The 23,464-nt window shown below is 47.4% G+C and carries 17 protein-coding genes and 1 other annotated feature; all 17 genes read right to left on the bottom strand.

Annotated features, from left to right (window positions below; all coding sequences use genetic code 11):
- Window positions 1-19: 19 nt before the first annotated feature.
- The 17 genes from MHB43_RS25815 to clpX all read right to left on the bottom strand — a co-directional run bounded on the left by MHB43_RS25815 (window position 20) and on the right by clpX (window position 23,454).
- Window positions 20-2,686, bottom strand: a complete 2,667-nt coding sequence (locus MHB43_RS25815; protein ID WP_405130709.1) for a valine--tRNA ligase — start codon at window positions 2,684-2,686, stop codon at window positions 20-22.
- Window positions 2,687-2,747: 61 nt separating this feature from the next.
- Window positions 2,748-3,028 (bottom strand) — a binding site (T-box leader).
- Window positions 3,029-3,183: 155 nt separating this feature from the next.
- A complete protein-coding gene (locus tag MHB43_RS25820; protein WP_405130710.1) occupies window positions 3,184-4,767 on the bottom strand; it encodes a LysM peptidoglycan-binding domain-containing protein in 1,584 nt (527 codons plus the stop codon).
- 366 nt (window positions 4,768-5,133) lie between these two features.
- On the bottom strand, window positions 5,134-6,042 hold the full coding sequence (locus tag MHB43_RS25825; protein ID WP_405130711.1) for an RluA family pseudouridine synthase: 909 nt from the start codon (window positions 6,040-6,042) through the stop codon (window positions 5,134-5,136).
- Complete coding sequence (hemL, locus tag MHB43_RS25830; protein ID WP_405130713.1) at window positions 6,039-7,343, bottom strand: glutamate-1-semialdehyde 2,1-aminomutase; 1,305 nt, start codon at window positions 7,341-7,343, stop codon at window positions 6,039-6,041. The genes MHB43_RS25825 and hemL overlap by 4 nt, the downstream gene beginning before the upstream one ends.
- Before the next feature lie 26 nt (window positions 7,344-7,369).
- A complete protein-coding gene (hemB, locus tag MHB43_RS25835) occupies window positions 7,370-8,371 on the bottom strand; it encodes a porphobilinogen synthase (protein ID WP_017692601.1) in 1,002 nt (333 codons plus the stop codon).
- A 105-nt stretch (window positions 8,372-8,476) separates the two neighbouring features.
- Complete coding sequence (gene cobA / locus MHB43_RS25840; protein WP_237177855.1) at window positions 8,477-10,039, bottom strand: uroporphyrinogen-III C-methyltransferase; 1,563 nt, start codon at window positions 10,037-10,039, stop codon at window positions 8,477-8,479.
- 4 nt (window positions 10,040-10,043) lie between these two features.
- Window positions 10,044-11,000, bottom strand: coding sequence for a hydroxymethylbilane synthase (hemC, locus tag MHB43_RS25845; protein ID WP_076216941.1), 957 nt, complete (start codon window positions 10,998-11,000; stop codon window positions 10,044-10,046).
- A 2-nt stretch (window positions 11,001-11,002) separates the two neighbouring features.
- Entirely contained in the window at window positions 11,003-11,653 is a 651-nt protein-coding gene (locus MHB43_RS25850) for a bifunctional precorrin-2 dehydrogenase/sirohydrochlorin ferrochelatase (protein ID WP_405130714.1), read from the bottom strand.
- 5 nt (window positions 11,654-11,658) lie between these two features.
- Window positions 11,659-12,486 carry a cytochrome c biogenesis protein CcsA gene (gene ccsA, locus MHB43_RS25855; protein ID WP_371129100.1) on the bottom strand — a complete coding sequence of 276 codons (828 nt, stop codon included), beginning with the start codon at window positions 12,484-12,486 and terminating at the stop codon, window positions 11,659-11,661.
- A gap of 14 nt (window positions 12,487-12,500) precedes the next feature.
- A complete protein-coding gene (gene hemA, locus MHB43_RS25860; RefSeq protein ID WP_221820868.1) occupies window positions 12,501-13,886 on the bottom strand; it encodes a glutamyl-tRNA reductase in 1,386 nt (461 codons plus the stop codon).
- A 342-nt stretch (window positions 13,887-14,228) separates the two neighbouring features.
- Window positions 14,229-14,630: an adenosylmethionine decarboxylase gene (speD, locus tag MHB43_RS25865; protein WP_091011877.1), complete on the bottom strand. Its 402-nt coding sequence runs from the start codon at window positions 14,628-14,630 to the stop codon at window positions 14,229-14,231.
- 336 nt (window positions 14,631-14,966) lie between these two features.
- On the bottom strand, window positions 14,967-15,554 hold the full coding sequence (locus tag MHB43_RS25870) for a non-ribosomal peptide synthetase module (protein ID WP_405130715.1): 588 nt from the start codon (window positions 15,552-15,554) through the stop codon (window positions 14,967-14,969).
- 267 nt (window positions 15,555-15,821) lie between these two features.
- On the bottom strand, window positions 15,822-16,478 hold the full coding sequence (gene yihA, locus MHB43_RS25875) for a ribosome biogenesis GTP-binding protein YihA/YsxC (protein ID WP_405130716.1): 657 nt from the start codon (window positions 16,476-16,478) through the stop codon (window positions 15,822-15,824).
- Between the two features lie 156 nt (window positions 16,479-16,634).
- Entirely contained in the window at window positions 16,635-18,974 is a 2,340-nt protein-coding gene (gene lon, locus MHB43_RS25880; protein ID WP_405130717.1) for an endopeptidase La, read from the bottom strand.
- Between the two features lie 86 nt (window positions 18,975-19,060).
- Window positions 19,061-20,815 carry an ATP-dependent protease LonB gene (gene lonB, locus MHB43_RS25885; protein ID WP_405130718.1) on the bottom strand — a complete coding sequence of 585 codons (1,755 nt, stop codon included), beginning with the start codon at window positions 20,813-20,815 and terminating at the stop codon, window positions 19,061-19,063.
- Between the two features lie 167 nt (window positions 20,816-20,982).
- Complete coding sequence (ispG, locus tag MHB43_RS25890) at window positions 20,983-22,080, bottom strand: flavodoxin-dependent (E)-4-hydroxy-3-methylbut-2-enyl-diphosphate synthase (RefSeq protein WP_405130719.1); 1,098 nt, start codon at window positions 22,078-22,080, stop codon at window positions 20,983-20,985.
- Between the two features lie 120 nt (window positions 22,081-22,200).
- Window positions 22,201-23,454 (bottom strand): ATP-dependent protease ATP-binding subunit ClpX, encoded by a 1,254-nt coding sequence (gene clpX, locus MHB43_RS25895; protein WP_076216933.1) that lies wholly within the window; start codon window positions 23,452-23,454, stop codon window positions 22,201-22,203.
- Between the last annotated feature and the right edge of the window lie 10 nt (window positions 23,455-23,464).

Below are 23,464 nucleotides of genomic sequence, written 5' to 3' on the forward strand. Positions count from 1 at the left end.
TCCATCCGACCCACATATATTAACCTTTAAGTTCCTTGATTCGTGCAATCACTTTATCCCGTTTATCGGAATAATCGGCTTGCTTGGCGCGCTCTTCCTCAATAACTTTGGCAGGAGCTTTGGCAACAAAGCCTTCGTTCGCCAGCTTTTTCTCTACACGGAGAACTTCGCCCTCAAGGTTCTCCAACTCTTTCTCCAAACGAGCCACTTCTTGCTCGATATCAATAAGACCTGCGAGCGGCAAGTATAGTTCTGCCCCCGTAATGATCGCAGTCATTGCCTTGTCCGGTGAGTTTAAATCCAGCCCACTATCGAACTCGGACGTATTACAGAAACGTTTGATGTAGTGACTGTTACGCTCAATGATGCTGGACGTCTCAGCACTATTTGCTTTGACCATCAACTCGATCTTTTTGCTCATCGGCACGTTCACTTCTGCACGAATGTTTCGAACTGCACGAATGGTATCCATGAGCAGGTTCATCTCGGCAACAGCCTCTGGGTTCTCGAGTGCAGGATCATATACCGGCCAGGAAGCCAGCGTAATGGTCTCTCCCTCATGAGGCAGATGCTGCCAGATCTCTTCGGAGATGTATGGCATAAACGGATGAATCAGGCGCATGGTCTGATCCAGCACATAAGCCAACACGGATTGTGTTTTCTTCTTGGCAACCGGATCTTCCCCATAGAAGGACAGCTTCGCAAACTCAATGTACCAGTCACACAGGTCATCCCAGATAAAGTTATACAACACACGACCCGTTTCCCCAAATTCATACGCTTCGATTAGACGCGTAATATCGCGGGAAGTTTCGTTCAGACGGTGCAAAATCCAATAATCCGCTGTACCAAGCTCTCCACTGATGTCACGTTCCTCATAGGTGAATCCTTCCAGATTCATCAATGCAAAGCGCGAAGCATTCCAGATCTTGTTGGCGAAATTACGAGCCTGCTCCACCCGTTCCCAACGGAAACGCAGATCCTGACCTGGCGTGCTGCTGGTTGAGATCATGTAACGCATTGCATCTGCGCCGTATTTCTCAATCACATCGAGCGGGTCTACACCGTTGCCCAATGATTTGGACATTTTGCGTCCATCTGCGTCACGAACAAGACCATGCATCAGTACATCCTTGAACGGAATCTCATCAGTGAATTCCAATGCAGTGAAAATCATACGTGCAACCCAGAAATATATGATGTCATACCCTGTCACAAGTACACTTGTTGGATAATAACGTTGCAGATCTTCCGTATCTTCCGGCCAGCCTAGTGTGGAGAAAGGCCATAATCCGGAGCTAAACCATGTATCCAGAACGTCTTCATCCTGTCTGAGCTTGCGTCCAGCATACTCTGGCAGCGTTGTTGGATCTTCAGCAGATACGATGATTTCACCCGTTTCCTCATCATACCAGGCAGGAATACGATGTCCCCACCACAGTTGACGGGAAATACACCAGTCACGAACGTTCTCGATCCAGTTCAGATAGGTTTTCTCAAAACGGTCTGGAACAAAATTAACCCCTTCGCCGCTCTGTTGTTTCTTGATCGCTCTATCTGCAAGTGGCTTCATCTCAACAAACCACTGTGTAGAGAGATACGGCTCAACAACAGCTCCGGTACGTTCACTGTGTCCAACCTGATGCGTGTGATCCTCAATATTGATCAATACGCCCTGCTCTTTCAAGTCTGCAACAATCTGCTTGCGGCAGTCACTGCGATCCAGTCCCTGATACTTGCCAGCCTCAGCATTCATTGTGCCGCTCTCATCCATTACAGTAATTTGAGGCAGATCATGACGAAGACCTACTTCAAAGTCATTCGGATCATGCGCAGGCGTGATTTTAACTGCACCACTTCCGAACTCTTTATCCACATAATCATCAGCGATAATTGGAATTTCGCGTCCAATGATTGGCAGTACAAGTACTTTACCAATCATATCTGCATAACGCTCATCCTTCGGATGTACAGCAACCGCTGTATCGCCCAGCATCGTTTCAGGACGCGTTGTTGCCACGGTAACGTAGCCACTTCCGTCTTTGAGCGGGTAACGCAGATGGTACAAGTGACCCTGAACCTCTTTATATTCAACCTCAATGTCGGACAGAGCTGTCCGGTTCACCGGGTCCCAGTTAATGATACGTTTGCCTCGGTAAATAAGGCCTTTTTCATACAATTGAACAAATACTTTGCGAACCGCTTGGGACAGACCTTCATCCAGCGTAAAACGTTCACGTGAGTAGTCAAGCGACAATCCCATTTTGCCCCATTGCTGACGAATGGTAGTGGCATACTGATCTTTCCAGTCCCATACCTTCTCCAGAAACTTCTCGCGTCCCAGATCATAACGAGTCAGACCTTCTTCACGCAGCTTCTGCTCCACTTTGGTTTGAGTAGCAATACCTGCATGGTCGGAACCCGGAAGCCACAGCGCATCATAGCCTTGCATCCGTTTCGTACGGATCAGTATATCCTGCAGTGTAAAATCGAGCGCATGCCCGATGTGCAGCATCCCGGTCACATTCGGGGGTGGGATAACAATCGTATACGGCTCGGCATCTTTACGCTGACCGGCTTTGAAATATCCACGCTCCATCCAGGTGGAGTACCATTTATCCTCTGCCGCCTTAGGATCGTAAGTGGTCGGCATTTCTGTTGCAGCTGATTTCTTTTCCTCAGACATGTGTCATTCCTCCGTTACTTCATCATCTTCGCCAAAAAAAACAAAAAAAACCTTTCATCCATCAAAGGACGAAAGGTTAGCTTTCGCGGTACCACCTTTGTTTCACGCCGACAGCAAGATAGACTCCACCCTCTGTCATGACGTGACACTTCAAGCAGATAACGGCTGCTACCGGCCCATCCTACCTCAGAAATAAATGACGATAGATCTCATTCATCCCTTGTATTCAAACAGGCAACTCCCGGGCGACTTCGATCAGTTGGTTCCTGCGGAATCTCACAGCGTTGCAATTCCACTCTCTGAAAGGTCATACTGTCTACTACTCCCGTTCCACGTTGTTCTTCAAAAAACCTACACACATCATACCTTGCTCGTGCGCGATAGTCAACCTGACAACAGCGGATAAAGAGCGCTGGAATGCAGGTTTAGGACGAATCATGCAAAAACCCGCAATCCTCAAGGGGATCACGGGTCATAACGAAGGCTTTAACTGCGGATTAAGGGATGTACAATATCTGACCTTCTTCCACAACCTGCTCAGATAATCGGTTATACAACTGAAGTTCCCTCGTGCTCAATTGATAACGATCTGCAATGGCATCCAGTGTATCTTCTCGCTGAACAATGCACAGTTTCACCTTGCGGAATGGGGTCTGGTCCACGATTGTTCCCAGGAACAGGTTCTTCCATTCCACATCATCAGCTGGATATGTTTCTTCCTGTACCACCCCCGCAGGAACCTCATCACCTCGCTCCACTTCAGCATCGCGTGCCGCTCTGCCCGAGGATAACAAGGAAGAGATACCTACGCCCTCTTCTTGCCGTGGTGCGGATTCTTTTTTGCTGCCAAAAGCAACCTTCAGCTCCGGCTTGTCTTCCGTCTCAGCCACAGGTTCAGGAACAAATGCTTCGTTCTGTACGAACTCGTCTACCTCAGTTGCTTCAAAAGACGGCCGGTCTTCCTCCTCGTTATCTGGTTCGGACGAAGCAAATACACCTTGCCAGTTCTCCGCCTGTGATTCGCCCGGGACATCGGCAACCGCCTGATTCTCCTGCTGAGGTACAGATCTCGCTGATTCGAAGTGCCATACCTCTGGTGCGTCCGGTACATCCCGTGCTGCCAACTCATTAGATGATTGAGCAGTAGGCTCTGAGACTGCTTGATCTGCACTTCTCGGGTTCGCAGGCAATGCATCCACGGAAGGCTCGGACCAACCCGAAGACTCATCTTCCAGAGGCAGCAATGGTTCCGACTCAGGGTAAGAAGCTAACCGATCAGCGGTCTCAGCCATAAATGACGAGATCGGAGAAGGTTCGCTATATTGCTCATTAGATGCCAATTCATCTGCATTCGCCGTCAGAGATGCGGGATCTTCGTTTGCATCAGGTTGTCTGTTTTCGTTAGCGTACTCCGCACTTTGCTCCTCGGATTGAAGTGGCTCGGCCAATGACGAATTCGCATATTCCTGCTGCGATTCTTCGCTATTCCCTAATTTCTCTTCCCTTGTGGACAGGTCAGCGAATTCAGGAGCACCATATGCAAGTTCTGCTGCATTCGCAAGTCTCTCTTCCTCACTCCGCTGGAGCAGGTACTCTTGTGCAAATGTGTTGGGGTCGCTGCCTGTCTGTGCTGCTTCATCGGAACGGTTGGATTGCTGAGCATCAGATGAGTGGACAACTGTAAACTCATCTGCTGACCACACTTGTGGCTCTTCAACAGGAAAACCTTCGATGCCTCGCAGCGACAATACGCCTGTAATGTTCAGACTGCGATTGGATAACAGATCCACGTCAAAATTTTCGATCTCAATGGAAATATCCTCAATCGATCTGACCCGGTTCAGCGGCACTGTGATCTCCACGGGAATGAAATGTTTGAGCTCCTCTGAAGCCTCATTCTCTCCTCTGTACGCACCTGTAAGTAAAAGATGCCCTCTTAAGGTGGCATGATCATCCTGCCCTATGACTTGAATGCGCGGGTATAGTTCAATCTCCTCCAATTCCTCAATCGCAGGGACTCCCTCAGACAAATGAACGCGCTCATAAATATCGAACCGCAAACCATAAGGTTGATTCAACAAAGGTGGCGTCCTCCTTTCGGCATATGTTCACCATGATCCTTCTCATGGGACTGATCCATGGTCCAAATCCTTCGTTACCCCATCTATATGCCTTGAATGAGAGGAGCATGCCACCTTTTGAAAAACCTTGTTATATATGTTCAACTCATGGTTATTTACACTGTCACTCCAATGACAGAACAAACTTCTGATCGCTGTTATCCCCAGATTCTTTTCATTCCTTTTTATAAAGGGAAAATCCGGGGATAGCTTATGCTTCCGAAGCAGCTTTCTTTCAGAAAGCTTTTAGGCGAACGCTTTGCTTCTTCTGGTTGTTTCTGTCCTCTCTGTTTTCGTGTAAATAGTTAGTCGAACTTATATAGTGTATTAATAATTTTGACGCTCACGCTCTGCCAATTGTGTAAAATCGGACGGCCATGGGTCGTTCACTTCAATCATCGCTCCGGTTAAAGGATGACTAAACTTAAGCATCTCTCCGTGAAGTGCTTGTCGCCCAATGGCATCCGCTCTACCTCCATACAATGTATCACCAATAAGCGGGTGTCCAGCGTAACTCAGGTGTACACGAATTTGGTGTGTACGTCCTGTATCCAGCTTCAATCGTATAAGGGTTGCTCGTTCCCATACTTCGACGATCTCCACATGAGTAACCGCTTCCTGTCCACCTTCGGAGACACGCCTGCGCTGTTTGTGATGTCTGTCCTTGCCAATCGGAGCATCAATTTTGTGGAGTTCAAGGGGGATTTGTCCACCTGCAATGGCTACATAATGGCGGCCAATCTCTTTGCGACGCATCGCTTCATCCAATTTGGCGAGGGCAAAAGCATTTTTGGCATACAGAACAGGTCCGGTTGTATCCTCATCCAGTCGATGAACATGGCGTACGCTTGCCTGAATTCCGTTCATTTCATAATAGGAGGCAACCACATGATCCAGCGTGATGGCCTGATCAACACGGCTTCCATCCGGATGCAGTTTCATGCCTGCCGGTTTGTGCATAACCAGACAGAAATCATCCTCATACAATACATCCACATCAGCCCAGCGTGGCTCAACATCGATTGGCTGGGACGCAAAAAGGGCCAGCCGAAGCCGGTCCCCTGCAAGTTGTATTCCTCGGTTTGCTTTCAGCTGACGAAGCAGTTTCTCCGGAAACTGAAGTTCAGACAATAACCATTGCTCTGCGGCCATCGGTTTGTCCAAACTGCCTGTTACGGCTCTCCCTGGCATCAACTCAAGCCATTCCCCGCGGCGTTTCCAACTTTTGATGGTCATAACGATTGAAGAGCTTTACGATTCGCCTCAATCGTATCGTCAATATCCTGCTCCGTGTGCACACCAGAGACAAACATACCTTCGTATTGCGAAGGCGCAACACTCACACCATGATCAATCATGGCCGCAAAATAACGACGGAATTGATCCGGATTGCTTTCTTTGGCAATATCATAATTGGTTACTGGAACGGCACTGAAGAATGGACAAACCATGGAACCCACACGGTTAATGGTTATCGCAATACCCGTCTCAGCTGCATTTTTCTCGAATCCGGCTTGCAAACGTGCAGACAATGTCTCCAGACGGTCATAGACCTCTGGTGTTAACAATTTGAGCGTTGTATATCCTGCTGCCATAGCCAGCGGATTTCCGCTCAATGTACCCGCCTGATAGATCGGTCCTGTAGGAGCAATCTGTTCCATCAGATCCCGGCGACCACCATAAGCACCAACCGGGAGTCCGCCACCGATAACTTTACCCAGACAAGTCAGGTCAGGTGTAACCCCATACCGTCCCTGAGCACAGTTCAACCCTACGCGGAAACCAGTCATGACTTCGTCAAAAATAAGCAAACTGCCATATTGGGTCGTCAAACTGCGCAGTCCCTCAAGGAAACCGGAAGCCGGAGGAACAACCCCCATGTTACCTGCCACAGGTTCCACAATAACAGCGGCCAGTTCTTCACCATAACGTTCAAAAGCAAGCGTAACGGACTCCAGATCGTTATAAGGTACCGTAATTGTATTCACAGCTACACCTTCAGGTACACCTGGACTGTCCGGTAGACCCAGTGTTGCAACACCTGAACCCGCCTTGATCAGCAAACTGTCCGCATGTCCATGATATGATCCTTCAAACTTCAGAATTTTACTGCGTCCGGTTACCCCGCGTGCCAGTCGAATGGCACTCATCGTTGCTTCCGTACCGGAATTAACCATCCGCACGATATCGATAGAAGGTACACGCTCACAGACCAGTTTTGCCATCTCGGTCTCCAGCAAAGTCGGTGCACCAAAGCTTGTTCCTTTCAAAGCTGTCTCACGCAAAGCTTCTACAACGTCAGGGTGTGCATGCCCCATAATGAGTGGGCCCCACGATCCTACATAGTCAATAAAAACATTGCCATCAATATCGTAGATTTTGGACCCTTCGCCGCGTTCTGCATAGATCGGAGTAAGTCCCACCGATTTGAATGCGCGTACAGGGCTGTTCACACCCCCGGGTATGTACTGCTTCGCTTCCTCAAACGCGCTACGTGAGCGCTCATCCTTGCGACGATTACCTTGTTGTGCAGTCATGATTATCCTCCTTAATGTCATTTATTTTATTTCTCAGCCAACCAGCGTGAAGCGTCTTTTCCGTAGTAGGTAATGATCATATCTGCACCTGCGCGTTTCATGCTGAGCAGGATTTCCATGGCAACTTTTTTCTCATCGATCCAGCCTTGAATCGCCGCCGCCTTCACCATGGCATACTCGCCACTTACATTATAGGCAACAAGCGGAAGATCAAATTGATCCTTAATCGTACGCATGACATCAAGATAGGAAAGGGATGGTTTTACCATCAACATATCCGCTCCTTCGAGCACATCCGTCTCTGCTTCACGCAAGGCTTCACGCGCGTTCGCCGGGTCCATCTGATATGACTTGCGGTCTCCGAATTGTGGTGTGGAATCCGCAGCTTCACGGAATGGACCATAGAATGCAGATGCATATTTAACAGAGTAGGACATGATCGGAATATGACTGAATCCATTCTCATCCAGTCCCGCGCGGATCGCTTGTACAAATCCATCCATCATGTTGGATGGTGCAATAATGTCCGCTCCTGCTTTGGCTTGAGACACTGCCGTTTGCACGAGCAGATCCAGTGATTCATCATTTAATACATCTCCGCAGATGTGGCCGTCAATCTCCACGGTGTGTACCATACCGCAGTGACCGTGATCCGTGAATTCACACAGACAAGTATCCGCAACAACCAGCAGTTCCGGGTACCAGGATTTGATCAATCTTGTCGCTTCCTGCACAATGCCATCTTCAGCGAAGCCAGATGAACCCACACTGTCCTTAGTCTCCGGAATACCGAACAATAACACGGCTGGAATTCCCAGCTCGGCAATTTCCGTTACTTCCTCCTGAAGACGATCCAGCGAGAAGCGGAATACGCCAGGCATAGATTTAATTTCAGATTTTACATTTTCTCCATACGTCACATAGATCGGTTGAATAAAGTCGTCCACGGTTAGATGGGTCTCTCTGACCATATTACGAATACCTGTGGATTGGCGTAAACGGCGATGCCGTACAATTGGAAAACTCATACGAGTAAAACCTCCTTGAAAAAAGTTAAATAGAGCAAAAAGGGAAGCGCGCTGGTATCCTATCGAATTCAGCACGCTTCATATGTTGACATGATTACATGTGTATTAATTTCGAAGAGCGCCTTCTTTGGTGCCAGTCCGTTTCCAGTCGCATAGCACTGTGATCAAGCTATCCATCGTTGCTTCCTCTGCCATCAGTGTAACCTTTAGTCCAGCGGCTTCTGCCGTCTTCGCTGTAACAGGTCCGATACACGCAACCTCCACATCTTTCAATAAAGGCAATGGATCTTGCAGTCCCATACGTTTCAACATACTCATGAAGTTGGTAACCGTCGAGGAACTTGTAAAGGTCACCGCATGAATACCACCTTCTTCAAGCAACTTAAGCAATTCGTCATCATCCTCACCAGCGAGGATTGTATCGTAGATGATGGCTTCGGTGACCTGAAGTCCTCGTTCTCTCAACTGGTCACGCAACCACGTACGTGCAAGATCACCGTGCGGAAGCAGTACTCTCTGACCTTCCTTCAGTTCACTTTCAAAAGTCTCAAGCATGCCTTCGGCCTGGAAAGGGCCTTTGACAACCTCTGCAACGATGCCATGTTTGCGCAAAGCATCTGCTGTGGAAGGTCCTACGGCTGCAATTCTCGCTTGATGAATCGAGCGAATGTCCTTGCCTTCCTGTTCCAGATGGCGGAAGAAAAACTCCACTCCGTTCACACTTGTGAAAAACACCCAGTCGTAGGTATTTAAAGCACTGAAGGCGTCTTTGACACTTTGCTGCGCAGATTCACTGGACGGCATGACCGTCTCAATGACCGGAAACTCATACGGTTCGCCGCCGAGTTCCTCAATGCGATTCACCAGTTCACTCGCCTGACTGCGAGCACGGGTTACCAGAATTCGTTTGCCAAACAGCGGCAGCGCTTCAGCCCATTTCAACTGTTCCCGCTGATTGACGACATCCCCCACCACAATAACTGCAGGCGGTTGAAAATTGGCTGCGATCACTTTCGCTTCTATATCTTCAAGGGTACCTGTAAGGGTATCCTGTTCCGCTCGTGTTCCCCAACGAATCAGAGCCACCGGTGTTTGCGCTGGACGACCATGACGAATCAATTGCTCGCTGATATATCCAATTTTGGCAACCCCCATCATAAATACAAGTGTGCCCGTTGCATTCGTCACTTTATCCCAATGGATACTGCGATCAAGCTTGTCCGGACTCTCGTGCCCCGTAATAATAGAGATGGAAGATGCATAGTCACGGTGAGTCACAGGAATTCCGGCATACGCAGGTACACTTATTGCAGCGGTAACCCCAGGTACAATCTCAAACGGAATTCCATTTTTGTGCAGCAAACCCGCCTCTTCGCCTACACGTCCAAAGATAGTTGGATCGCCGCCCTTAAGCCGAACCACAACCTTGCCTTCAAGCGCCAGATCAACCAACAGTTGATTGATCTCTTCCTGTTTCATCGTATGCCGATCCGGGCGCTTGCCCACGTAAATTTTGACTGCGCCGGGTTTCATTTGTTTCAACAATCTCGGACTTGCCAAACGATCGTAGACTACAGCATCAGCTTTACCGATGGATTCCCACCCTTTTACCGTAATCAGCTTTGCATCCCCAGGACCTGCCCCTACCAAAAAGACCTTTCCCACCATGTCTTCATCCCCTAACTTCTGCCAGTATCTGCTCTGCTCCCCGTTCGATCAATCTCCAAGCCACTTCTTCACCCAGACGAACCGGGTCCTTGCCGATCAGAGCTTCCTTAAGAATCAGTCCACCATCCGGCGTGCCGACCATACCTGTTAATTGTAACGTGTTTTCACCATTCAGGGAATCTGCATCTTGCTGAGGTACCCATACCGCATGAGCACCAATCGGAACCTGGCAGCCCCCATTTAATACACTGAGAAAACGGCGTTCCGCCTGTACAGGAAATGCTGTCTCCGGATCATTATACAGCTGCAGCAAGTGCAACAGTTCCTCATCGTCTTCACGACATTCGATACCAAGCGCGCCTTGACCTACTGCCGGAAGGCAAGCTGTTTCCGTCAGGTACTCTGTGATTCGGTCTTCCCAGCCCATACGGTACAATCCTGCAGCTGCCAGAATAATCGCATCGAACCCTTCGGTCTCCAGCTTCCGCAGACGGGAATCAATATTGCCGCGAATCGATTCCAATTGCAAATCTGGACGATAGGCCTTTAATTGGCTCGACCGGCGCAGACTGCTTGTTCCAACTCTGGCTCCTTCTGGCAGTTGATCCAGAGTAAGCCCACCATTGGAGATCAGCGCATCCCGTGGATCTGCACGACGAGGTATAGCACCATTCGTTAATCCTTCGGGTAACTCGGAAGGCATATCTTTCATACTATGAACAGCCATATCAATCGTACGATCAATCATCGCCTGTTCAATCTCTTTGACAAACAAACCTTTGCCTCCCACTTTTGACAACGTTACATCCAGAATGAGATCTCCCTTGGTAACAATCTTATGTACTTCAAAGTCAAAAGCTAATCCTTCCCGCTCACAAATATCGCGTAAATCCTGAATGACATGACCTGTCTGGGTTAGCGCAAGCGCGCTCTGTCTACTTCCAACTTTAATTGTACGCATATCTACACTTCCTCCTGATTACGGGATATCCAGTCCCCGATTTCTTCTTCGGTCCACCACCGAAAATGGCCTATACGAATATCTTCTAATATGTGCATTTCAGTTAATTGCCGAAGCAACGTACTTCTGAGACTTGAAGATGACACGCGTGACTTCACCTCAGTCCTCATCTGGTGCAAAAACTCAAGGTACGTCTCATACTCATCACCGAACTGTCGTTCGAGTGTGGCACGTATCTCCGCAGCTGCTGCCGGTCCCGCTCCTGCTGTGGATATCGCTATGCTTAATCTCCCACGCCTGACCACGCTTGGCGTAATAAAGCTGCTGTGCTCCGAAGACATTGCGTCATTCACCAATATGCCCGCAGTCTTAGCATCCCTAACCACAGTTGAATTGACCTCTGAATGGTCAGTCGCTGCATATACGAGAAAGGCCCCCCGCAAATCTCCATTGCGGTAGGACCGGTCTATCCATTGAATTCGGGATTCATGATGCAGTTGTTGTAACACGGGAGTAAGCTCCGGACTAATGACCGTAATCTGTGCCTCGGCATGCAGCAATCCCTTAATTTTACGCTCGGCAACACGTCCACCACCAACCACGCAGCACTTCTTGCCTGAAGTATTCACAAATATCGGCGTGTAACGGTCCATCCCCTTCACTCTCCCGTCCAACGATGAAACGCTGAATACGCATTGGATAAAAAACTTATAATGACAAATCCGTACCCGATCAGTGTCCATCTTGCCATGATAATCGTAGAGAACTGTTTCCTTCTCTTGGATACGAAGTAACCTACATAGATGGCTATAGCAAGACCTGTCGAAATAACTTTGAGATCCAAGAGTAGAATCCAGCGTCTTTCCGCCACAATGGATAATACGGCAAGCATCACAGAAACACCAAGTAACGGTGTTCCTATCAACGTAGCACCATCCATATACTTCCCGATCACTTCCAGGCTTGGCAGCCGTCGCATCGTATCATTCCACTTTTTTTTCTTCAACTTACGGTGCAAGAACAGATATAACAAGGCAAATACCGTAGCAACGGTTAACGCCGCAAAACCAAGATTCGCCAAGGTAATATGCATAATGAGTAATCCATGTACCGTTTGCCAGTTATGCAGTGATATCTCTCCGGCCGTAAACCACAGTCGGTTTAATACCGTAACGGAAAAACCTACAACATTCAGCAACAAAATGACAAATTCAGAACGCTGGATGCGAGTCATGACGAGAGACATCAGCACAATACTGAATGAAAATATAAACAAAAAATCAAAGGTGGTGTAGATGGGGAAATGGCCTTCAGTCCACATGCGCAATATGACATGTGTCACCTGCAGTCCCCAAACAACGACAAGAAACCCTGTGCCTGTCCGCTTCGCCCCCGCATTGCGTCGAATGCAGTCCGAGAAATAGAACAGTAGGCTCAGGGCATACATATAGATTAGAGCTTCATAAACTTGTTCAGCAAGGGTCAAGCTGCCCACCCGCCTTATACGCCTGCCGGAGCATAAGCCGGCACGGGGTCTTGCCGGTTTTCGTTAAGGTGAGCGGCTGGTTTCGCCAGAGCTGTGGCATCACTCTGACTCACTTTTTCAGCGGCCATCTCTACTGAATCTTCCAGAGCGAAAATCTGAGTAAACATGCGCAGAGCTTCATCACCTTGCTTCGTGCCTGCCATTTCCTTAATCCGATTAATCGGATCTGTCGTCATTTGGTTCACAATACTCTTGGTCAAACGACGAATGACTTTACGTTGATGTTCATCGAGCTCAGGCAGTTTATTAAACAGGCTATCCATCGTTTCTTCATGAATGGAAACACCTTTTTCCTGCAAAGCGCGAATAACGGGACGAACACCCAACGTTTTGAGCCAATGGTAATAATCCTCCATCTCAAGCTCAATCATTCTCTCAATCTTGGCAGCTTCCACCTTACGCATCTCGAGGTTGCTCTCCACGATTCCTTCCAGATCATCAATGTCATAGAGAAATACGTTGGATAATTCACCAATCGCTGGGTCAATATCGCGTGGAACCGCAATATCAATCAGGAACAATGGGCGAGATTGACGACGCTTCATGCTCTCCCGTACCACTGCTGCATCCATGACATAACGTTCAGCTCCAGTGGAACTAATCACAATATCAACTTCATTAAGTCGATCTAACGCCTGTTCCATGGTACAAGGTGTGCCCCGGAACTTGGCTGCCAATTCTTCAGCTCTTGCGAGCGTACGGTTCGCCACGATGACCTCGGATGCCCCGTTGGCATAGAGATGTTTCACGGTTAGTTCACTCATCTTGCCGGCACCCAAAATGAGCACCTTCTTGTCTGTGAACATGCCAAAAATCCTCTTACCGAGTTCAACAGCAGCATAACTGACAGATACGGCGCTCTCCCCAATGGAAGTCTCCGAATGTGCCCGTTTGCCCAATGTAACGGCCTGTTTAAATAACTTATTAAACCAGGTACCTGTTGATTTCTCTTCCTGCGCTTTAAGAAAAGCCTGTTTCACCTGTCCAAGAATCTGAGTCTCACCAATGACCATGGAATCTAGTCCGCAGATGACACGGAACAAATGGCGCATGGCTTGATCATCTTCATATATATATAAGTGTTGCGTAAATTCTTCCCGTGGTACATTAAACCATTGTTCCATAAATGTTCGAATAAAATAACCACACATGTGAAGACGGTCCACCACAACATACAACTCGGTACGGTTACATGTGGCTACGATTACACCTTCCAATACACTCTTGGTCAGCTTGAGCTGCTGCAGCGCTTCAGACAAGTCCTTTTCTGCAAATGTGAATCGTTCCCTAACCTCTACAGGCGCCGTGCGATAATTCAAACCAACGACAACGATGTGCATTGCAAGTTCACCTGCCTAATAAATTTCCAATCAAAGTGCTTACTGCATATGTCTATCCATTTATGATTGACATGGTTAATTATATCACACATCATAGCCGTGACCGGGTCATTTTTATGAAATGTTTATGAAATCACCATGTTCATCATCATATGCACTGTCATTTATTGTAGTGTCTCACCAAAGTTCACCGTTATGCGTTAAAAAGTGTCGATTATGAATATTCATAACGATACGCATATTAAAACAAATAGCCATGGAATTATTCCATGACTATTAGAGTTTGGGAGGTTATGTGTCCATCCCGATATGTGAACATTGTGTATGCAATATACTTTTTATTTAAACCCGTTCCGTCTGGTTGTTCATCTCTGGTGTTTCAACTTGCAATTCGCCCAATCCACGTACCAACTTCTTTGCATACGTTTTTTCAGGTTTTAATACGGATACCAGGTAGTCAATAGCAAGCTGTGGATCTACAGTCTCCCCACAAGTGTAACAATCAATCGCTGCAAAACCTCTCTCAGGATATGTGTGAATGGAGAGATGGCTCTCAGACAATAGTACAAGTACGGTCGCTCCCTGTGGGTCAAACTGCTTGGACTGCACGGACATTACTGTCGCGCCACATGCCTCCGCTGCTTCAACCATTTGGGCTTCCAGATACTCTGCATTGTTCAGTAGATTAAAGTCGACACCCCAAGTATCAACAGCAACGTGTCTTCCGAAAGTTGAATATTCCATCCTTCGGTTCCCCCTTCCTAGGAATAAAATGTTTGAAAAAATTTCATCCGCTAGGACCTACGTCATTCACTTCCCGAGGGAAAAATCTCTCGCAACATATAATGTCCTGAGTGAATCCTGGTTCCTATATTGTTTTCAACGAGATTAAAAATAACATTGAATCAGAGTGAAATCAACCCTTTTCCAGAAGATTGTAAAATAAATATGTTCAATTCGGAATATTTGATCTCACATCAAAAAATCCCCCTGAAACCTCCACATGGGCGAGTGCCACTGCCCGGAAGATACAAGGGAATTCATTATATACATATACGTTTATAAACATACAATTTTAAGCTAATAAGCTTCAAGTTCAAACAACCGTTTTTGATGACGAGCAAGGGTCTCATCAATCTGATGGAGCTGATCAGCAGTCGCATCTTTTCTAGTGTCCAGCAGTGAATCGATCTCGGCATACACATGGTTGATTTCGCGTTCTACATCTCTGGCCTGGAACAGATGTTGCAATTCAAGCAACGTATTTTTGTATTCATAGATCACTCGAGTGTTCTCCCCGGTCTTCTCCACAATTTTGTGGACAGTGCCTTGAGCATAAACATACGTCATGGTGAACCCTTTATAGATCCGATGAACGACCCCGTCACCTTTAAAAGTCACAAAGAGCTTCCGGACAACATTGGTCAGATGCAGATTCACCAGGCGGCAAGATAACTCACAGATATAAAACCCTTCTATGCGGTCAAAAGGGAAATGCACTTCTTCTCCACTTACATCCCCCAGCACGATCTCCTGACAACCATTGTCCAACACCTTAACCCGATGATGAAGCCTGCCGTCTTCTGTCATGCGCAAAAACTGATGCATCTGGGGTTCTGACAATTTCATAGTGGCCTTAACATACTCTGTGGCTAACCGCTGAGCCATACAAATCCCTCAATTCTTTCCCGATTGTTTTGTCTTCCTGCACATGTAGCAGTCATCTCAAAATTCTTCAGGCCGGCTAAGCCGGTATGTTTGGTACTGTTGGCAATATGCACCTATGCTCATTATACACTACCCTAACGTTATATTTCTCCAGAGCCAGATGATGAATTCTCACGAAATCCCATAAAAAACCGGATTAATCTGGATATCAACAAAGATTCACTTAGCATGCTCACTTTCCTGCACTAAAACGGTATACTATCTCGGTTATCCGTTAATTCCGTTGGTTTCTTCCTCATCAGAAGCACCCTCTGCATCCAGCGCTGGTGCATACTTATCTATGCGTGCATGGCGGGTAATGATGTCCCATAACTCTTCTTTCCCCAATCCCTCTTCGGATGAAAACGGCACAAACAAATCCCCTGAACGAAGACCCAGTGATTCCTTAATGACTTTGATATATTTGGCTCTGCGTGTTTTTGGAATCTTGTCCATCTTGGTTGCTACAACAACCAAAGGCAGTCCATTATGACGAAGCCATTCGTTCATCATCTTGTCCTCTTTGGACGGTTCATGTCTCATATCCACCATCTGCATAACCAGTTTCAATTCTTCGCGTCCCAACAAGTATTTCTCCATCATTTTACCCCAGGCAAAGCGTTGCTCTTTGGAAACTTTAGCGTAGCCATATCCCGGAAAATCGACGAAGTAGATATCCTGATTAATTTTATAATAGTTGAGTTGCTGTGTCTTACCCGGTGTTGAGCTCGTCCGAGCCAAATTTTTACGATTGATCAAACGGTTGATCAGGGAAGATTTTCCCACATTGGAGCGTCCCGCCAAAGCAATCTCTGGCAGACCGTCATCGGGGTATTGTTCAGGCCGAACGGCACTGATAATAAATTCAGATTGATTTACTTTCATATTGTATCTTTCCTCTCTTGAACGCCTATGCTATGCATCACCTGTTGAAGGTATTATGCCATGGATTGTTCTATCATACCAAAAAAACCGTTCCAGCGGACGCCGAAGCCTCCGCAGAACGGTCTACTCTTCATACGAACCTTTCGGATGTGTGGATTACAGGTTAATGCCTGTCTGCTCCACAAGTGCATGCTGCAATACCTGATCCATATGGGCTACAGGTACAAACTCCACATCTTCCTTGATGCTGTCTGGAATGTCACGCAGGTCCCGTTCGTTATCCTTAGGCAATAATATTTTTTTATAACCGGCACGATGGGCTGCCAGTGATTTCTCTTTCAGACCACCAATCGGCAGTACACGTCCACGCAGTGTTATTTCACCAGTCATCGCGATATCCTTGGACACATGTTTGTTTGTCAAAGCTGAGATTAACGCTGTTGCCATCGTAATCCCGGCAGATGGACCATCCTTCGGAATCGCTCCTTCCGGAACGTGAATATGGATATCGTTCTTCTCATGGAAGTCAGGCGAAATTCCAAGCTGTGTAGCTTTGGAACGGGTGTAACTGAATGCGGCTTGTGCCGATTCCTTCATGACATCCCCCAGTTTACCTGTGAGAGTCAATTTACCTGTTCCAGGCACAACAGTCACTTCAATGATAAGGGTATCTCCACCCACTTCAGTCCACGCCAGACCCGTTACGGTACCAATCTGATCTTCCAGTTCGGCCATACCATAACGGAACTTGCCAGGTCCAAGGTAGTCTTTGATCTTATCTGATGAGATGTTAATCTGACCTTCCACACCAGATACGACGTTCTTGGCAGCTTTCCGGCACAACGAAGCCATCTGCTGTTCCAGATTACGCACACCTGACTCCCGTGTATATTCACGAATTACACGCAACAACGCGTCATCCGGTATTTCCAATTGCTCTTCTTCCAGACCATGGTCCTGCTTCTGTTTGGGCAACAAATAGTTTTTCGCAATTTGCAGCTTCTCCAGCTCCGTGTAACCAGGGATGTTGAGCATTTCCATCCGATCCAGCAATGGACGCGGAATATTGTGTACCGTGTTGGCAGTTGTTATAAACATAACGTTGGATAAGTCAAACGGCAATTCTACAAAATGATCACTAAACGTATTATTCTGTTCCGGATCAAGTACCTCAAGTAACGCTGCGGAAGGATCTCCGCGGAAGTCTGAAGCCATCTTATCAATCTCGTCCAGCAGGAATACCGGATTCAGAGAACCTGCCGTTTTCATCCCCTGAATGATACGCCCAGGCATGGCGCCTACATAAGTGCGTCGGTGACCACGAATCTCGGCTTCATCCCGCACGCCGCCAAGAGATATTCTTACAAACTCCCGACCCAGCGATCTCGCGATCGAACGGGCAAGTGATGTTTTACCAACCCCTGGAGGTCCAACCAGACAGAGAATTGGCCCTTTGAGCTTCTTGACGAGTTTCTGGACAGCCAGATATTCAAGCACACGCTCTTTGGGCTTTTCCAATCCGTAATGATCTGCATTCAGCACATCTTCGGCTTTTTGGATATCCAGATCATCCGCTGTCATCTGACTCCAAGGAAGGCCAAGCAGCCAATCCACGTAGTTGCGAATGACTCCGCCCTCAGCTGAACTTGCAGGCATTTTCTCCAGTCGATCAATTTCTTTCTCGACCTTTTCTTTCACCTTGTCCGGTAAGCCGAGTTCTTCCATCTGTGTGCGAAGTTCCTCGACCTCACCCGCACGGCCTTCTTTTTCACCCAGTTCTTTCTGGATCGCTTTCATCTGCTCGCGCAAATAATATTCCTTTTGCGTTTTCTCCATCTGTTTCTTCACACGTTGGCTGATCTTGCGTTCAAGCTCCAGCACTTCGCGCTCATTGTTCAGGATATCCAGTAATTTCTCCAGACGTTCCCGCACGTCGATGGTCTCCAGAATTTCCTGTTTATCCTTGATCTTCAAGGACAGGTGACTCGTGATGACATCGGCCAGACGCCCTGGTTCTTCGATGTCAGACACCGCTGCGAGTGTCTCTGGTGTCACTTTTTTGGACAGATTAATATAATTCTCGAACTGATTCAGAACGGTACGCATCAAGGCATCCGTCTCCGGATGGGTATTCTCCTCTTCAGGCAGCTCTTTAGCCAGTACTTCATAATATTCCTCGTTGTCCGTATATTCAATAATTTCAGCCCGTTCCAAGCCTTCAACGAGTACACGAATCGTACCGTTCGGAAGCTTCAGCATCTGTCTGACCTTGGCCACGGTTCCGATTCTGAAAATGTCCTCTTGTGTTGGTTCTTCAATATTTACTTCGGCTTGGGAACATAGGAGAATCAGATGTTCTTCTACCATCGCTTTTTCTAAAGCCTTGACCGATTTCTCCCGGCCCACATCGAGATGCAGTACCATACTCGGGTAGACGAGAAGTCCTCTTAAAGGCAGTAAAGGAAAACGACGACCTTTCACTTTGCTCGGTCCCATCGCTTTCGCACCTCCAATGGCTCTCAGGTTGTAGTCATTCATTATTCTATCAAATGTTCACATAAAAAACCAATGAAGGGAAGCGCTTAGCAGCTTCCCGAATCTGTAACCTGTCCTGGGCGAGGCACGTCCGCACGCAAATAGGAAGCGGATGCCGGTGGAAAAATCTCCGGTGCAGGTGCAACTGTCTCCTCTGCAAGCTTCGTTTGTTCCATCTGTTGTGATTCCGGAACCCAGGCGAACACTTCACGGAATACATCCTCTACGGTATCTACCGGGATAACGCGCAAGCCATCCAGATTCTCAAAAATGGACTGCCAGTTCTCCGCGGGAATAATAACGGTCTTCGCTCCAGCCTGAAATGCAGCCTCCACCTTGGCCAGTACGCCACCAATTGGCTTGACCCGACCATGGATGCTGATCTCGCCAGTCATCGCTGTCTCATGATCCACAGGGCGTCCCTGAATGGCTGATGTAATGGCAGTCGCCATGGCAATCCCTGCCGATGGACCATCAATAGGCGTCCCACCCGGGAAATTCACGTGTAAATCGTAATCATTCGGACGAATCCCCATGGCTTTTAATACGGTTAACACATTTTCAACCGAGCCTTTAGCCATACTTTTTCGCCGGAGTGTACGCGAACCGCCTCCAATCTCTTCTTCATCCACAACGCCTGTAATGTTGATTCGGCCTTGATCTTTGAGAGCCGGAACAGCAGATACTTCGATCTCCAAAATGGTCCCCATGTTCGGTCCATATACCGCCAAACCGTTAACAAACCCCACCTGTGGCTGCGAAGGGACCTTACGATCAGGCCGTGGCTGGATCTGGCTGCTACCTGCCACCCACTCCACATCAGACGCCTGCAGCGTCTCACGTTTCTCTGTCAGCGCAAGTCCCGCAGCCAGTTGAATGATATTGACCGCTTCACGTCCATTGGTTGCATATCGCTTGACCACATCGACGGCATCCGGACATGGGCTGAACCCTATTTTCTGAACAGCGTCTTCGGCAATTCGCCCGATCTCCTCAGGTAATAGAGGACGGAAATAGACTTCCATACACCGCGAACGCAAAGCTGGCGGTAGCTCATGAGGCGAACGTGTCGTTGCTCCAACAAGGCGGAAATCAGCCGGCAGGCCATTTTGAAAAATATCGTGGATATAAGCAGGAGTATGCGTGTCTTCCGAGTTATAGTACGCACTCTCCAAAAACACCTTGCGATCCTCCAGCACTTTCAACAGCTTATTCATCTGAATGGAATGCAATTCACCAATCTCATCAATAAAAAGCATTCCCCCATGCGCTTTCGTTACAGCGCCCGGTTTGGGTTGAGGAATCCCTGCAACGCCCATGGCTCCTGCTCCCTGATATATCGGATCATGGACCGAACCGATTAAGGGGTCCGCAATCCCACGCTCATCAAAACGGGCTGTTGTTGCATCCAGCTCTGTGAATTTGGCATCTGGCTTAAATGGCGAAGATGGGTTCTTCTTGGCCTCTTCCAACACAACCCTTGCAGCGGCTGTCTTCCCGACTCCCGGAGGGCCATAGATGATAACATGTTGCGGATTCGCACTGCATAATGCAGCCTTAAGGGCACGCAGCCCATCCTTTTGCCCAACGATATCGTTAATGGTAGCTGGACGCGTCTTCTCCGACAACGGCTTGGTGAGTGAGATTGAACGCAGCTTACGCAGCTTCTCCAGTTCCTTGCGAGATTCTCGCTCAACGGCACTGCGATTCGTTTTCTGGCCACGCAGCAGGTTCCAGAAATACAAACCAATCACCACTCCAAAAAATAACTGAATCAACATGATGACCATACCAAATTCCATGTCTTCACATCCTCCTATTTTGTCGCTATTCTCATATGAGATTATGCTAATACTTGGTAGTATAGCCTTTTCAACGCGACGTAAACGGGCGATGCGGAATTTGTCTGCGAGAAAATAAAAAGCCCACCATTGCTGGCGGGCTGTAACAGAAACAAGATATGAATCAATCAGTGCGAACGACCAGGAATAACTCCTGTCTCTTCATAGGTTTCGACGATTTTGTCGATCTCTTTTTTCAATTCCTCAACCATGATTTCCTCAGGCACTTTACGAATCATCTTACCGTGACGGAACAGGAGACCTTCTCCACGAGCACCGGCAATCCCAATATCCGCTTCTTTCGCCTCACCTGGACCATTCACTGCACAACCCAGCACTGATACTTTAATCGGCACCTTCAGTTTGGAGATATACTCTTCCACTTCGTTGGCAATGGAGAACAGGTCGATATCCAATCGTCCACACGTTGGGCAGGAGATCAATGTAGCTGCATTTGTAATGAGTCCAAATGTTTTGAGCAGATCACGAGCGACCTTAATTTCTTCTACCGGGTCCGCACTCAGTGAGATCCGCATCGTAGAACCAATACCCATGGACAATAAGGCTCCCATACCTGCGGAGCTTTTGATCGTACCGGAGAACAGTGTACCTGCTTCGGTAATCCCGAGATGCAACGGATACGGAATGATTTGAGCTGCTTTGGTATATGCCTCAATCGCCATCGGCACATCCGATGCTTTGAGTGACACGATGATATCATGGAAATCAAGCTCTTCCAAAATACCAATGTGATACAATGCACTTTCTACCATAGCATCTGCCGTAGGATACCCATACTTCTCAAGGAGATGGTTTTCCAAAGACCCCGCATTTACTCCAATCCGAATCGGAATACCACGGTCTTTACAAGCCTTAACCACTTCTTCCACTTTCGCACGTTTACCGATGTTACCTGGATTAATCCGAACTTTATCGATGCCGTTCTCAATCGCAAGCAAAGCCAGCTTATAGTTGAAATGAATGTCCGCTACGAGCGGTATATGAATGCGTTTCTTGATTTCCTTGATGGCTGCGGCAGCTTCCTCATTATTCACCGTTACACGTACCACTTGACAACCCGCTTCTTCCAGTCGCAGAATCTCTGCAACCGTTGCTTCAACGTCTGCCGTTTTGGTTGTACACATACTTTGGATAATGACTTCGTTACTGCCACCGATCGTTACGTTTCCCACTTTCACGGGACGTGTATCCTGTCTTAAATACATGAGTGATTTCTCTCCCCACAACGTCAAAGCTCCACCCTGACAGAGACATGAATTCGCCTTCTGCCAAAGTGGAGAACTGACAAGTCTATATTTCAGAGTTCAACGGGATTCAGGCCTTTATTAGGCGCTCTCTTCCTGCTTATCGTCCTTCGATTGGCTTAGTTCAGGCACGACTCTTTTCTCAACAACTTCTTCGGTAATGACACAGTTCGTAACATCATCACGTGAAGGCACTTCATACATGATTTCAAGCATGATACCTTCAATGATGGCACGTAATCCACGTGCACCTGTGTTACGTTTAATTGCTTCTTTTGCAATCGCAAGCAATGCAGCTGGTTCAAATACCAGATTCACATTATCCAGCTCAAGCAGTTTTTGGTACTGTTTGGTAAGCGCGTTTTTTGGTTCAGAAAGAATCCGTACCAACGTATCTTCATCCAATGGCTCCAAAGTGGAGATGACTGGCAGACGGCCTACAAATTCCGGAATCAGACCAAATTTCAGCAAATCTTCCGGCAATACCATACCCAGGTATTCACCTGGTTTCAGATCTTTTTGCTCAGAAACGGTATTAAAGCCAATGACTTTTTTACCGATCCGGCGTTTGATCATTTGCTCCAGACCATCAAAGGCACCGCCGCAAATGAACAGGATGTTCGTTGTATCGATCTGAATGAATTCTTGATGAGGGTGTTTACGACCACCTTGTGGTGGTACAGAAGCCACAGTTCCTTCAAGAATTTTTAAGAGAGCCTGTTGCACACCTTCGCCCGATACATCACGAGTAATGGATGGGTTTTCGGATTTACGCGCTACTTTATCAATCTCATCGATATAAATAATGCCACGCTCTGCTTTTTCCACATCATAATCAGCAGCTTGAATCAGTTTGAGCAGGATGTTCTCTACATCCTCACCTACATAACCCGCTTCTGTTAATGACGTAGCATCCGCAATAGCAAAAGGAACATTCAAAATTTTTGCCATCGTTTGCGCAAGCAACGTTTTACCAGAACCTGTTGGTCCTAACAGCAAAATGTTACTCTTTGACAATTCAACGTCTTCAATTTTGCTTTGTGTGTTGATCCGTTTGTAGTGATTATACACCGCAACAGACAATGACTTCTTCGCTTGTTCCTGTCCAATAACATATTGATCCAGGATATTACGAATTTCTTTTGGTTTTGGAATATCTTTGAGGTCTACTTCTTCGTCATGACCGAGTTCTTCCTCAACGATTTCGGTGCAAAGTTCGATACATTCATCACAAATGTACACGCCTGGTCCAGCGACCAGCTTACGCACCTGCTCCTGAGATTTACCGCAAAAAGAGCATTTCAGTTGCCCTTTCTCATCGTTAAATTTAAACATGAAACCACCC

Source organism: Paenibacillus sp. FSL H8-0317, from assembly GCF_045040685.1.
In the GTDB taxonomy this organism is placed as follows: Bacteria; Bacillota; Bacilli; order Paenibacillales; family Paenibacillaceae; genus Paenibacillus.

Coding starts and splice junctions, on each gene's coding strand:
- MHB43_RS25815 (WP_405130709.1), bottom strand. CDS start 2,686: ATGTCTGAGGAAAAGAAATCAGCTGCAACAGAAATGCCGACCACTTAC.
- hemL (WP_405130713.1), bottom strand. CDS start 7,343: ATGACTGCACAACAAGGTAATCGTCGCAAGGATGAGCGCTCACGTAGC.
- cobA (WP_237177855.1), bottom strand. CDS start 10,039: ATGGTGGGAAAGGTCTTTTTGGTAGGGGCAGGTCCTGGGGATGCAAAG.
- lon (WP_405130717.1), bottom strand. CDS start 18,974: ATGGGACCGAGCAAAGTGAAAGGTCGTCGTTTTCCTTTACTGCCTTTA.
- lonB (WP_405130718.1), bottom strand. CDS start 20,815: ATGGAATTTGGTATGGTCATCATGTTGATTCAGTTATTTTTTGGAGTG.
- hemB (WP_017692601.1), bottom strand. CDS start 8,371: ATGAGTTTTCCAATTGTACGGCATCGCCGTTTACGCCAATCCACAGGT.
- MHB43_RS25870 (WP_405130715.1), bottom strand. CDS start 15,554: ATGGCTCAGCGGTTAGCCACAGAGTATGTTAAGGCCACTATGAAATTG.
- speD (WP_091011877.1), bottom strand. CDS start 14,630: ATGGAATATTCAACTTTCGGAAGACACGTTGCTGTTGATACTTGGGGT.
- ispG (WP_405130719.1), bottom strand. CDS start 22,080: ATGTATTTAAGACAGGATACACGTCCCGTGAAAGTGGGAAACGTAACG.
- MHB43_RS25850 (WP_405130714.1), bottom strand. CDS start 11,653: ATGGACCGTTACACGCCGATATTTGTGAATACTTCAGGCAAGAAGTGC.
- yihA (WP_405130716.1), bottom strand. CDS start 16,478: ATGAAAGTAAATCAATCTGAATTTATTATCAGTGCCGTTCGGCCTGAA.
- hemC (WP_076216941.1), bottom strand. CDS start 11,000: ATGCGTACAATTAAAGTTGGAAGTAGACAGAGCGCGCTTGCGCTAACC.
- MHB43_RS25825 (WP_405130711.1), bottom strand. CDS start 6,042: ATGACCATCAAAAGTTGGAAACGCCGCGGGGAATGGCTTGAGTTGATG.
- clpX (WP_076216933.1), bottom strand. CDS start 23,454: ATGTTTAAATTTAACGATGAGAAAGGGCAACTGAAATGCTCTTTTTGC.
- hemA (WP_221820868.1), bottom strand. CDS start 13,886: ATGCACATCGTTGTCGTTGGTTTGAATTATCGCACGGCGCCTGTAGAG.